The organism is Sphingobacterium sp. UBA7625 (genome assembly GCF_002484085.1).
Lineage (GTDB): Bacteria > Bacteroidota > Bacteroidia > Sphingobacteriales > Sphingobacteriaceae > Sphingobacterium > Sphingobacterium athyrii.
This window is the reverse complement of sequence record NZ_DLJD01000028.1, coordinates 272,772-285,389: the sequence shown is the minus strand read 5'-3', so window position 1 is coordinate 285,389 and position 12,618 is coordinate 272,772. Positions and strand designations below refer to the sequence as shown.

The following is a 12,618-nucleotide window of genomic DNA, read 5'->3' as shown; positions in this document are numbered from 1 at the left end:
CAAATTCCTTGCATCCTTTTTAAAGTTTAATTACATTTGCTTTAACGATGCAAGGAAGATTCCATCAATATCTATTCAGCGTTCTGTGTGCAATACTTGTCAGTTTGGGCTGGTATTATGCATCAGCGTCAAATGAGCCTGCATCAGCTAAGCGGAATGCAGTCGAACATTACAACAGACAGGTAAAAACTGAGGCACAGGATGTAGATGTCATCCGTAAAGGTGAACACCACCGCCATGAAAAACTCAGAGCTTTTGTCGCGGAGAAAGATGGTGAAAACGACGAGACAGGAAGTGATTCGGATACCACTAATTTATTTGCGCTTGCCAAAGAGGGTTTTGGAAATCTGAGCGCCTATATCCATCCCGCTTTTCACAATACGTGCACCGCAGTTTCGCTTGCCAATGCGCAAAACCTCAGCCCACTAAAAAACGCCCTTTATATCCATTACAGTGTCTTCAGGCTGTGATTTTTAACTAATTTTTTTAAAAGAATATCAAAATGGCTTTCATTTATTTTGGAAGCTGGTCACACTATTGTTCAAATTTTTCAAAAATTATTATAAAAATATACGATCATGAAAAGCTTCATGTATATCAGCCTGTGTTTTATTGTGCTATCAACGAGCTGTCAGTCTGAAAAAAAGGAAAAGAAGGAAGCCGCAGTTTTCAACGTGACAACACCACTGGTGAAAGACACCATTGTCAATAAAGATTATGTTGCCCAGATCCGCTCAATCAACCATATTGAACTGCGTGCGCAGGAAAAGGGCTACATCCAGTCCATATTTGTGGATGAAGGACAGTTTGTACAAAAAGGGCAGCCGCTCTTTAAAATTATGCCCAACCTCTATGAGTCCGATGTCAACCGCGCAAAAGCAGAGGTCAAATATGCCGAAATCGAATATCAAAATACCAAAAATCTCTCTGAAAAAGATATCGTTGCGCCCCAGGAAACTGAGATGGCCAAAGCAAAATATGAGAAAGCTAAGGCCGAACTGGCGTCGATGAACACCCACCTCAAATTTACGGATATCGCAGCCCCATTCTCGGGTATCGTCGGTAAACTACATGTGCGCAAAGGAAGCCTGGTGGACGAGGGGGAATTGATCACCGAACTCTCCGACAACAGCAAAATGTGGGTATACTTCAATGTGCCGGAAGTGGAATACCTCAATCAGATGGAAGCCAAGAAGGACAACAGCCCCATGCATGTCCGCCTGAACATGGCCAACGGCAAGGAATTTGGTCAGGAAGGTATTGTTGAAACGATCGAATCGGACTTCAATAATGAAACCGGAAATATTGCCTATCGGGCCACGTTCCCAAATTCAAAGGGGTTATTACGCTTTGGGGAGACGGGAAATATCGTCATTACCTCTCCTTATGTGAATGCGATGATGATCCCGCAGAAAGCCACATTTGAGGAGCTTGAAAAGAAATATGTATATGTCGTCACAAAAGATAATAAAGTAAAAGCAAGGGAAATAAAGGTTGCTGCCGAACTGCCCCATATCTACGTTGTCTCTTCGGGACTGAACAAGGACGAAAAGATTCTGCTGAACGGTCTTCGCATGGTACAGGAAAATCAGACCATTGAAGCGAGGTACCAGACCCCGGAGAAGGTCATGTCAAACCTGGATTTATATGCAGAGTAATTAAAACGCAGCACTATGTTTAAAAAAGTAATTCATCGACCGGTATTTGCTATTGTCATATCGGTTGTCATCCTATTTATCGGGGGACTGGCGATCAAGCAGCTTCCTACCGAACAATTTCCGAAGATCGCACCGACCACGGTGGCGGTTTCCATTGCCTATCCGGGCGCCAGTGCGGATGTACTTGTCAAATCTTCGCTGATTACCTTAGAAAATGCCATCAATGGGGTGCAGGGCATGCGTTACATCGCCACGGACGCAACCAGTGCCGGGGAGGCGACCGTCAACGTGATCTTTGATCCGGGAACGGATCCCAACGATGCGGTGGTGCTGGTCAAAACCAGGGTGGATCAGGTGATGCCCCTCCTGCCTGAACTGGTGCAAAAGGAGGGGGTGATCGTCAATCCGATCCAGCCCAGTATGTTGATGTATGTTAACCTGTACAGTACCAGCAAAAGCATGGACGAAAAGTTTCTGTACAACTACGCCACGGTTAATATCATTCCTGAAATCAACCGGATCCATGGGATCGCCAAATCCCAGATCTTGGGTAGCCGTCGTTATGCCATGCGGATCTGGTTAAATCCCGACCGCATGCGGGCCTACAACTTATCGGTGGATGAGGTAATGAAAGCGATCGGAGAGCAAAGTATCATCGGCCGGCCGGGTCGATTGGGACAGAGCTCGGGTATCGCCGCCCAATCCCTGGAGTATGTATTGACCTATAAAGGACAGTACAATCAACCCGAAGAGTACGAAAACATTATTGTTCGCGCGAATTCGGAAGGGGAGAATATCAAACTCAAAGATGTCGGCAAAGTCGAATTGGGCAGTGAATTTTTTGATATCTACTCCAATCTGGACGGACATCCTTCGGCTTCCATTGTGCTCAAACAGAATTATGGTAGCAATGCCAATGATGTCATCAAAGATGTCAAAGCGAAGCTGGCAGAGATGAAGGGCAATTTCCCGCCAGGCATAGACTATAAGATCAGCTATGATGTATCGCAGTTTTTGGATGCTTCAATCGAACAGGTAATGCATACCCTGCGCGATGCCTTTATTTTGGTAGCCATTGTGGTGTTTATTTTTCTTGGCGACTGGCGCTCTACCCTGATCCCGATTATTGCGGTGCCGGTGTCGTTAATAGGTACATTCTTTGTCATCCAGTGGTTCGGCATGTCGATCAACTTGGTCACGCTGTTTGCACTCGTTCTGGCGATCGGAATTGTGGTGGACAATGCCATTGTCGTGATCGAAGCCGTGCATGCCAAGATGGAGGAGAGTGCGATCTCACCTTACAGTGCCGTCAAGGAAGTGATGGCTGAAATTGCAGGTGCGATCATCGCCATTACGGCGGTCATGGTGGCGGTATTTATTCCGATTTCTTTTATGACAGGCCCGGTGGGGACGTTCTACCGTCAGTTTTCAATTACCATGGCGAGTTCCATTGTGATATCGGCCGTGGTGGCGCTGACACTCACACCGGTGCTTGCAGCCATGCTCTTGAAAAATAACCATGGAAAACCTAAAAAATCAAATCTATTTACCAAAGCGCTCGATACCTTTAACCGTACCTTCGATCGGGTGACCGGCTCTTACGCTTCTTTTCTCCGAAAAATCGCCAGCCGTAGGATCATCACCTGGGGAATATTGATTGCGTTTTGTGTGGGCACGTTCCTGATCAACCGAACGCTTCCGGGCGGTTTTATACCGAGTGAGGATCAGGGGACGATCTATGCCATTATTCAGACGCCACCGGGATCGACACTCGAACAGACCAATAAACTTTCCCGCGAGTTGCAGAAGATCTGTCAGGGGGTGGACGGCGTGGAGTCGGTCTCTTCCCTCGCCGGTTATGAGATCATGACCGAAGGCCGGGGTTCGAATGCCGGAACTTGTCTGATCAACCTGAAGACTTGGAGCGAACGGGAACATTCGGTGAAAGAGATCATGGAGGAACTGGAAGAAAAATCTAAAAATCTGGGTGCAACCGTGGAGTTTTTCGAACCGCCGGCTGTTCCAGGTTTCGGTTCCTCAGGTGGTTTCTCCATGCGCTTACTCGATTTGAATAGAACCACAGACTACCAGGATTTTGATAAGGTCAACAAAGCTTTTATTGCTGAACTTAAAAAACGCAAGGAGCTGACAGGTGTGTTCACCTTTTTTGCTGCCAATTACCCGCAATATGAATTGGTGTTTGACAATAATGCCGCCATGCAAAAAGGGGTCTCCATTGGTAAGGCCATGGACAACCTCAATATCCTGATCGGTAGTACCTACGAACAGGGCTTTATCCGCTTTGGCCAATTTTTCAAAGTGTATGTGCAGTCATCACCTGAATTCAGAAGGCTGCCTTCGGATATCTTGAACCTCTATGTCAAAAATGACCATGATCAGATGGTGCCTTATTCGGCCTTCATGACCTTGAAAAAAACGCAGGGCCCCAATGAGATCACGCGTTATAATATGTACAACTCGGCTGCGATCCGCGGGCTGCCGGCCAATGGGTATACCACGGCCGATGCCATTCAGGCGATCAACGAGACTGCCCTTGCTTCCTTGCCGCATGGCTACAAAGTGGCCTGGGAGGGACTGTCTTATGATGAGGCACAACGGGGAAATGAGGCGATCTATGTCTTTTTGGTCGTATTGGTTTTTGTCTACCTGGTGTTGGCCGCACAATACGAGAGTTTTATTATTCCGTTTGCGGTATTGCTGTCGCTTCCTGTCGGTGTATTTGGCTCTTTCTTCCTATTGAAGGCCATGGGACTGGAAAACGACATTTATGCCCAGGTCGGTTTGATCATGATCATTGGTTTATTGGGTAAAAATGCCGTACTGATCGTTGAATTCGCCGTCAAACGCCGTCAGGCCGGAGACACGATACTGGAAGCAGCCATCGAGGGCTCACGGGCACGGTTCAGACCGATTCTGATGACTTCATTTGCTTTTATAGCCGGACTCGTACCGCTGGTCTTTGCGAGTGGGGCCGGAGCCATCGGGAACCATACCATCGGTGCTTCTGCCCTGGGCGGTATGCTCGTCGGAACAGTCTTTGGCGTTATCGTCATTCCCGGACTCTATTACATTTTTGCAAAATTGGCTGACGGAAGAAAAATGATCCAGGCCGAAGACGATTCACCTTTAAGCGAAGACATGATACACTATGAATAAGAACAGAATATATCAATATACGGGTATCGCACTTTTCTTGCTCGGTTTTGCAGCCTGCAAACCCCTGGAAATACAACAGCGTGCCGAAAACAGAACAGTGCCGGAGAAATATGGGGTAGCTGAAAATGACTCTGTCAATACCGGAAAAATCAGATGGAACAGTTATTTCAATGATCCGCATCTACAGGAGCTGATTGGTCTGGCACTGGCCAACAATCAGGAGCTCCATATTATACTCCAGGAAATCGAGATGGCCAAAAATGAAGTCAGTGCCAAAAAGGGGGAATATTTACCCAGTGTGGGGGTAAAGGTCGGTGCCGGTGTGGACAAAGTGAGCCGCTATACCAATATTGGCGCGATGGAGAAAAATACGGAAATCGAACCGGGACGGGAAATGCCTGAGCCGCTGTTTGATTTTGGCGTCGGTGTACAGGCAAAATGGGAAACGGATATCTGGGGCAAACTGCACAATGCGACCAAAGCACAGCTGCAACGCTATTTTGCCAGCGTAGAAGGGAAAAACTTTATGGTGACGCACCTGATCTCCGAAATTGCGGATGCGTATTATGAGCTCCTGGCCCTGGATAATGAGCTGCTGGTCATCAATGAGAATGTGAAGATCCAAAATGACGCACTTACGGTCGTCAATGACCTGAAAAAGAATGCCCGTTCCAATAAACTTGCCATCAAAAGATTTGAGGCGCAGATCCTAAAGACTCAGGGCATGCAGTATGATATCCAGCAGCAGATAACGGAAACGGAAAATAGGATCAACTACCTGGTGGGACGGTTTCCGCAGCCGGTACAACGGGATCACGAAGCGTTTGATAAGCTTGTTCCGCAGACTGTATACACGGGTATCCCTGCTGATCTGCTGGAAAATAGGCCGGATATCAAACAGGCGGAATATGAACTGGCGGCTTCCAAACTGGATATCAAATCGGCGAAGGCACGTTTTTATCCTTCCCTGGATATTGCTGCTGGTGTGGGCTTGCAGGCTTTTGATCCGACTTACCTCATCAAGCCGGAGTCTTTTCTGACCTCACTCGTCGGCGAACTGACTGCTCCCCTGATCAACAAGAGGGCGATCAAAGCGGCGTATTATAATGCCAACGCAAGACAGGTGCAGGCGGTATATCATTATGAGCAAACCATACTGGGGGCTTACATCGAAGTGGCCAACCAGCTTTCCAAAATTAAAAACCTGGAGAATGGGCTGGCAATCAAGACCAAGGAGGTGGATGCGCTCAAAGAATCCATAGACATCTCCAATGACCTGTTTAAATATGCGCGGGCGGATTATATGGAGGTGTTGCTGACACAGCGCGATGCCTTGGAATCCAAATTTGAACTGGTGGAAAAGAAAGCCAACCAGCTCAAAGCAAGTGTCGCCATATACCGATCCTTAGGTGGCGGATGGGATCGTCAATAATATAATTTTTGTTTTTTACTTGTTAGGGACTTATCGTATGGTAAGTCCCTTTTTGTAGTTTCATTTAATCATCAAGACCGATGAAAGCTCCCTCGGTATTAAATTTTAAATCCAGCTCATTGGACAAGTCGATTTGGTAACCATAGGGTTCTTTGTCAATCCCTTCAATAAATAGGGGGGCAGGGTATTGCTTGGTGACATAGTTCAATATGGGTGAAGGAATTAATGCGTCGGGTAGTTTTTGATTATTTCCGTCGATATCGGTCCAGTTGCCATCTTTGTCGAGGTCGATCTCGATGCCGCTGGTCAATCTGACTTCATAGAGGCTACCGTCTGTATCGGCATTGTTTTTTCGCGTAACGCTGGCTACTGTGTTTACTCCAAAATGAGTTTCAATCATCGTTTTACCTGCCTGCGGCAATTCGGCATAGCTTGTTGTTGTTTCAATCGGATCGTCTTTGTCACATGCCATAAATGTCAATGCGCTGCCTGTCATTAGGACAGCGGCTAACCAGGTTAATTTCTTCATATTTGCTATTTTACTAAGTTCTATTACATCTGTTGTTGACTTGTTTTTTGTCGTCCAGGCTGTCTTAAGTCTGGAAACAGAAAATGCTATAGGGTAAAGTTTCAGATAGATTCTGGAAACATTTGGGAAAGAAGGGGCTAATCGGGGTTATTTTTGAAATCTTATTTGTCCTATCAAACTATTTTCGCCCTGTACTGTCTTCTAATAAAAAAGTTATGGAAAAATCTTGTTTTAAAAAGATCGCGCGCTGTGGCTTAGGTGCATTTTTGGTGGTCGCGGGAATTGGTCACCTCACTTTTGCCCGAAAGGAATTTCAGGCGCAGGTACCGGATTGGGTACCGATTTCTAAAGACGATACGGTGGTCTATTCCGGTTTTGCTGAAATTGCCCTGGGCACGGCGCTGCTATTGGCCAGGGGTAAACAGCGTGCTGCCGTGGGTAAAATTGCGGCGGCTTTTTTTGTTGCGGTGTTTCCGGGCAATATCGCGCAATATACTGAACATCGGGATGGTTTCGGACTGGACAGCGATGGGAAGCGCCTTGCCCGTTTATTTTTCCAGCCAGTATTGGTTGCCTGGGCGTTAAAGAGTACGAGCAAACAAAATAGCTTATAGAATCAGGTATGGAAAACGTAGAAGTTTGGATACGGGGACCGATTGCAGGGATTCCCGATCTTTTGCAGCCGGTGGCTCATGCGCTGCTGCAGGCAGAAGAGGATATTGTGAAATATACTGCGCAGCTGTCATCTGAGCAGCTCTGGGCTCGTCCCTGTGGAAATGCCAGCATTGGATTTCACTTGCTGCATATCCGCGGTGTGATCGACCGCATGTTTACCTATGCTGCGGATAAATCGCTCTCCGCCGAACAATTCGATTACCTCCAGCAGGAGGGTGTCGTGGATATGGAGCTTAACGTAGCTACTTTAGTCGAAAACTTACAGCTGCAGATTGAGCAGGTCTTGCAGCGCTTATCTGAAATTGACCCCGCAACCCTGACAGAACAACGTTTTTTGGGAAGAAAACGCATTCCAACGACCCTGATCGGTCTCTTGTTTCATGCGGCAGAACATGCACAGCGCCATGTTGGACAGCTATTAGTCACTGTCCGCTGCGTAAAATAGGGGCGTGCCGAATGCTGTTTCTGGCAGGTGTTGATAAACAGTGGCTCCATCGGTGTATGGGGAGTCGAGAGCTGGATAAGGGCATCCATAGAGGGAGTGGAGAGCTGTGGACTGCAAGGGATTAATTCTTAATTTCGTATACTTGTAAGATTCCATTGGGAAATATATGATTTTTATAACCCCATATAAAGATAAACTCCGTTTATGCAGATACTTTTGGTAGAGGACGATCGTCGTATCAGTAGCTTTGTGGTGAAAGGGCTGGAAGAATTGGGCCATCGGGTCATTTTGGCGGAATCCGCGGAGGCGGCGCGGGAATGGGTCCATGCCGAATCCCTGGATATCGTGGTATTGGATATTATGCTGCCGGGAATCGATGGGATCCAGTTTACAAAAATGCTGCGCTACCGCAAAAACTATATTCCGATTCTGATCTTAAGCGCGCTGGGTGAAATTGAAGATAAAGTCGATGCCCTGGAAAGTGGTGCCGACGATTATCTGGTCAAACCTTTTTCGTTTAAGGAGCTCGTCAGCCGCATCAAAGCCCTGGTGCGCCGGGACAGTTATAAAAATATAGTTAATGACACCTGCATCGAAATTCGTGACCTCAAAGTAGACCTGGATCGTTATGAAGTCTATAAAGGCGGTGCAAATGTGGATCTGTCCCCCAAAGAATTTAAGCTCCTTAAGTATCTGATCGAAAACCGCAATAAAACACTTTCGCGTACCGCTATCTTGCAGGCGGTCTGGGGAATTGATTTTGACAATAATACAAATGTCGTGGATGTGTACGTCTCTTATCTGCGGGGTAAGGTGGATGATGGAACTGATACATCCATTATCAAGACGGTCAAAGGGGTTGGTTACATGCTCAAAACAGACTGACGATGAACCTCAAGATCAGATTGACACTTTTTTCTTCATTGGTCTTCACGATCATTTTTGGACTTGCCACACTGGTCATCTATTGGATATTCTATAATTCTTCGGAACGCCATCTGATCAGTTCGCTGGAAAAAAATGCAAAGATTGCCGGGATCTACTACCTGGAAGCGGATGAACAGAGTCCTTTGAAACACCTGGAGTCTAAAAATCAATACGAAAGTCTGGTCAAGCGGGCCATGGTAGCGGTCTATAATGCCGAGGGCCGGGTAAGCTACGGTGGCTTGAAATCGGATAGTCAAATCAATAAAAGCTTGCTGACGCAGCTGAAATCACAAAAAAAAGTTTATTTTAAAACGGAGGATAGCTTTTATTTCGGTCTATATTATCCGGATAATCAGGGTGATTTTTTTGTGTTTGTCAAGGAGTCAAATGCGGATTTCAGCCATCAGTTGAACCGCCTGCTTTTTATTCTTGTGCTTGTTTTTCTGGTTGCCCTGATCAGTATCGTCCTGCTGTCGGTCTGGCTGAGCAAATATGCTTATCTGCCCATTCGGAATGTCATCCAGGAAATCCGGCATAAGGATTTAAATACCATCCAGGAGCCGCTCACGGTCATCAGGACGAAGGATGAGCTGCAGGACCTGATCGAAAGCTACAATGCGCTCCTGCGACGGATCAGTGAAAACATGATCATCCGAAAGAATTTTGTGAGTTACGTCTCCCATGAGTTCCGTACACCTCTTGCCGGTATTCTGGGATCGATGGAGGTTTTTGGGACGAAATCCCGCAGTCAGGCGGAGTATCAGGAGCTGGCAGCAACAATTACCGAACACGTCAATTTTCTGAACCAGCTTATCGGTAATTTTCTGTTGCTGACGGAAGACCGGGCCCTGACGCGCTCCATGGAGGTCTTTCGCATAGATGAGGTGGTATGGGACCTGGTGCCTAAGTTTAAGCGCACATTTTCCGTACCCCTGAAAATTGAGCTACAGGTGGATGAACCGCATTATTTTAATTTTCGGGGCAATCGCATGCTCCTGGCATTGTCGATCTCCAATCTGATCGAAAACGCGCTTAAATACGCCAATGGTCAGGAAGTGCTGGTGCGCATGACAACAGTCGATGAGCGTTTGTCCCTGGAGATCATTGATCAGGGTATCGGAATTCCGCAGGCGGAACTGGAGGCGGTGAAGCAGACCTTTTACCGCGCAACAAATGTCGGCAAAGTCAAGGGCAGCGGCATCGGTCTTTCTTTTGCGCAGATCGTTTTTAAAGACCAGGGCGTAGACTTTGCTATCCGTTCCGATGAACGAGGGACAACGGTATCGCTGCTGTTTCCAAAATTCTAATCTTTCTCTAATCTCTTCTAATCAAACTTTAATTTACCTTAAAGTTGCCTGTAATCCCTGTCGCTTAGTTTTGTGGAAATACAAAATAGAGTGAGAAAAATACGCATTGCATTACTTATTCTTCTTGGCCTGAATAGCAGGCTATCTGCACAGGAAATGCCCGAAAACCGTTTGCAAAAATCGGAAATAGAACAAGTCTTCTTAACACACAACCTGGCCCTGATGGCACAGCGTTTTCAGCTAAAGCAGGCTGACGCAGCGATCTTGCAGGCTAAGCTGTGGCCCAACCCCAAGATCTCCATCGGCGAGGTCAATCTCTGGAAAAACTCTTCCAGCGAGGAAATGCCGGCATTGATCGGGAACTACGGACGGTACCAACAGGTGGCCGTGGAATTGGAGCAGACGATTGAACTGGCCGGCAAAAGAAAAAAACGGGTACAGCTGCAACTCCTTGAAAAGGAGAATGCACAACTTCAGTTTGAGGAATTGCTCCGGAATCTGAAATATGACCTTCGCAGTCAATGCCTGGAGCTGCAGGTGCTGCAGGAAAAGGAGCGCCTCTACGCCAATCAGGTTGGAATCTTTCATCAATTGGCGCAGTCTTACCGGAACCAGTGGAAGGAAGGCAACGTCAGCGAAATGGATTATCTCCGCATCCAGAGCGAGTCCATTGCTTTTGAGAATAAACTGAATGAAATCCAGCAGGAGAGAATTGAAAAAATGAACGATGTCGCACGTTATCTGGGGGCGAAAGGAAAGGCGCTTTCCATTGTGGATACCATAGGCAATCCGGCCTTTATTGCGAATAAACAAAACGAATGGAAAGTCATGGCCCTGGATAATCGTGGTGATTATAAAATCATCCACAATGAATTTAAGAAAGGTCAGGCCCAGCTGGAAATAGAGAAAGCCGAACGTGTGCCCAACCTCGATGTTTCGGTGAATTATGATCGGGGCGGCAATATTATGCGTGATTTTATCGGTCTGGGCCTGTCCATGGATCTGCCCCTGTTTAATAGAAACCAGGGGAATATCAAGATCGCCAAGCTGGAACTGGAAAAAAACAAGGTCGAAATCGAGCAGTCCCGAATCGATATCGAACGTGAGATTGATTTTCTTTCGGCACGTCTTAGTAACCTGGAATCTAGCCTGAAGGCTACAGATAATGGATTTGACGGTAGATTGGCTATAGCCCTGGAACGCTACGTCCGAAATTTTCAGGAACGCAGACTGACGATCGTTGAGTTTATAGATTTTATCAATAATTATATGGAAAACAAAGAATCAATATTGGAACGAAAGGCAAAATATCTTCAGTATGGCGAAGAACTGAGCTATTTAGTCGGAAAGGATATCGTCCAATGAAAGGAAATGTTTTAATGCCATGGACGCTTTTGTCTATTTGTCTCCTGTTGGGCTGTCAGTCATCGCAAAAGGAGGAACAGCAGATTGTGGGGACAAAAAACTTTTGCCTCAGTGATGATTTCAAAAACCATATTAAAATTGATTCGATCCAAAAGCGGGATGTGTCCGAACAGATTGCCTTAAATGGCGCAATTCAATACAACCAGGATGAACTTGCGGCATTGAAGAGTCCGATTCAGGGTATGGTGCAGTCCGTCGCTGTAAACGTGGGTGATTATGTGGAGAAAGGGCAGGTGCTGATCGCACTCAAAGGGACTTCGGTCAATGATCTGGGCAAGGAACTCCGCGAACTGGAAAATAGCCGACGTCTGACGGAAAGTAAAGTGAATAGTTTACGCAGCATGCTGAAAGACGGGATGGCTTCCCAACGTGAGCTGGAGGAAATGGAGAGCGAACTGAAATCGGTGGAGATCGGGATCCGGAACGTAAAGGCAAATATGAAGCTGTTGAACGGATCGGCCGAAAATGGCATTTTTTATATCCGTGCGCCCAAAGCGGGGTATATCATTGACAAAAAGGTGAGTCCGGGCATGACGGTGGGCGACGATACGGATCTAATGTCAATCAGCAACCTGAATGAGGTCTGGGTGACTGTCAATATTTACGCAAATAACTTACCCTTTGTCAAAAATGGGGCGCATGTCAGGATCACAACACTGGCCTATAAAGGGGAATATTTTGAAGGTTATATCGATCAGGTGGCCAACTTTTTTGATCCCGAAGAACGGGTGGTCAAAGCGCGTGTCAAGCTGCTCAATAAGGATCTGAGGCTCAAACCGGGCATGAGTGTGGACGTATTGGTGGAGAAAGGATCCGCAGGGCAGAAACAAAACTTGCTGGCGATCCCCAAAGATGCGGTGATCCTGCATAACAACCAGAATTATGTCGTGATCTACAAAAGTGACTGTGATTTATCCTTGAAAGCTGTCGATGTCGTATCGGAAAACGAAACCTATGCTTTCGTCGAAACGGGTCTGGAAGAGGGGGATCGCGTATTGACAGAAAATGAATTGATTGTATTTGATGAATTGATGAACAGATAG

The 12,618-nt window shown here is 46.6% G+C and carries 11 protein-coding genes; 10 read left to right on the top strand and 1 reads right to left on the bottom strand.

The features are described from left to right. The first annotated feature begins 47 nt into the window (after positions 1 to 47). From B4G94_RS12890 to B4G94_RS12875, 4 genes are all read left to right on the top strand, one after another. Entirely contained in the window at positions 48 to 470 is a 423-nt protein-coding gene (locus B4G94_RS12890; protein ID WP_286859341.1) for a hypothetical protein, read from the top strand. A 108-nt stretch (positions 471 to 578) separates the two neighbouring features. Then, entirely contained in the window at positions 579 to 1,658 is a 1,080-nt protein-coding gene (locus tag B4G94_RS12885; protein ID WP_286859338.1) for an efflux RND transporter periplasmic adaptor subunit, read from the top strand. Positions 1,659 to 1,673: 15 nt separating this feature from the next. After that, on the top strand, positions 1,674 to 4,835 hold the full coding sequence (locus tag B4G94_RS12880) for an efflux RND transporter permease subunit (RefSeq protein WP_108635605.1): 3,162 nt from the start codon (positions 1,674 to 1,676) through the stop codon (positions 4,833 to 4,835). Continuing rightward, on the top strand, positions 4,828 to 6,267 hold the full coding sequence (locus B4G94_RS12875) for a TolC family protein (protein WP_286859333.1): 1,440 nt from the start codon (positions 4,828 to 4,830) through the stop codon (positions 6,265 to 6,267). The genes B4G94_RS12880 and B4G94_RS12875 overlap by 8 nt, the downstream gene beginning before the upstream one ends. Before the next feature lie 64 nt (positions 6,268 to 6,331). Here B4G94_RS12875 and B4G94_RS12870 read toward each other — a convergent pair whose 3' ends face one another. Beyond that, the gene (locus B4G94_RS12870) at positions 6,332 to 6,796 is read right to left on the bottom strand and encodes a PepSY-like domain-containing protein (RefSeq protein ID WP_286859330.1); all 465 of its coding nucleotides are present in this window, start codon (positions 6,794 to 6,796) and stop codon (positions 6,332 to 6,334) included. Between the two features lie 215 nt (positions 6,797 to 7,011). Here B4G94_RS12870 and B4G94_RS12865 point away from each other — a divergent pair, with 215 nt between their 5' ends. The 6 genes from B4G94_RS12865 to B4G94_RS12840 all read left to right on the top strand — a co-directional run bounded on the left by B4G94_RS12865 (position 7,012) and on the right by B4G94_RS12840 (position 12,618). Further along, a complete protein-coding gene (locus B4G94_RS12865; protein ID WP_286859328.1) occupies positions 7,012 to 7,410 on the top strand; it encodes a DoxX family protein in 399 nt (132 codons plus the stop codon). A gap of 71 nt (positions 7,411 to 7,481) precedes the next feature. After that, positions 7,482 to 7,916, top strand: a complete 435-nt coding sequence (locus B4G94_RS12860; protein ID WP_349681868.1) for a DinB family protein — start codon at positions 7,482 to 7,484, stop codon at positions 7,914 to 7,916. Positions 7,917 to 8,120: 204 nt separating this feature from the next. Then, positions 8,121 to 8,801, top strand: coding sequence for a response regulator transcription factor (locus tag B4G94_RS12855; RefSeq protein WP_108635612.1), 681 nt, complete (start codon positions 8,121 to 8,123; stop codon positions 8,799 to 8,801). A 2-nt stretch (positions 8,802 to 8,803) separates the two neighbouring features. Further along, on the top strand, positions 8,804 to 10,150 hold the full coding sequence (locus B4G94_RS12850) for a sensor histidine kinase (RefSeq protein WP_286859323.1): 1,347 nt from the start codon (positions 8,804 to 8,806) through the stop codon (positions 10,148 to 10,150). 90 nt (positions 10,151 to 10,240) lie between these two features. Next, positions 10,241 to 11,515: a TolC family protein gene (locus B4G94_RS12845; protein ID WP_286859320.1), complete on the top strand. Its 1,275-nt coding sequence runs from the start codon at positions 10,241 to 10,243 to the stop codon at positions 11,513 to 11,515. Next, on the top strand, positions 11,512 to 12,618 hold the full coding sequence (locus B4G94_RS12840; RefSeq protein ID WP_286859319.1) for an efflux RND transporter periplasmic adaptor subunit: 1,107 nt from the start codon (positions 11,512 to 11,514) through the stop codon (positions 12,616 to 12,618). Before B4G94_RS12845 ends, B4G94_RS12840 begins: the two co-directional genes overlap by 4 nt.

What these genes read in the sequence shown, in the direction of transcription:
- B4G94_RS12890 (WP_286859341.1), top strand. Translation starts at nt 48, where the DNA reads ATGCAAGGAAGATTCCATCAATATCTATTCAGCGTTCTGTGTGCAATA.
- B4G94_RS12885 (WP_286859338.1), top strand. Translation starts at nt 579, where the DNA reads ATGAAAAGCTTCATGTATATCAGCCTGTGTTTTATTGTGCTATCAACG.
- B4G94_RS12880 (WP_108635605.1), top strand. Translation starts at nt 1,674, where the DNA reads ATGTTTAAAAAAGTAATTCATCGACCGGTATTTGCTATTGTCATATCG.
- B4G94_RS12875 (WP_286859333.1), top strand. Translation starts at nt 4,828, where the DNA reads ATGAATAAGAACAGAATATATCAATATACGGGTATCGCACTTTTCTTG.
- B4G94_RS12870 (WP_286859330.1), bottom strand. Translation starts at nt 6,796, where the DNA reads ATGAAGAAATTAACCTGGTTAGCCGCTGTCCTAATGACAGGCAGCGCA.
- B4G94_RS12865 (WP_286859328.1), top strand. Translation starts at nt 7,012, where the DNA reads ATGGAAAAATCTTGTTTTAAAAAGATCGCGCGCTGTGGCTTAGGTGCA.
- B4G94_RS12855 (WP_108635612.1), top strand. Translation starts at nt 8,121, where the DNA reads ATGCAGATACTTTTGGTAGAGGACGATCGTCGTATCAGTAGCTTTGTG.
- B4G94_RS12850 (WP_286859323.1), top strand. Translation starts at nt 8,804, where the DNA reads ATGAACCTCAAGATCAGATTGACACTTTTTTCTTCATTGGTCTTCACG.
- B4G94_RS12840 (WP_286859319.1), top strand. Translation starts at nt 11,512, where the DNA reads ATGAAAGGAAATGTTTTAATGCCATGGACGCTTTTGTCTATTTGTCTC.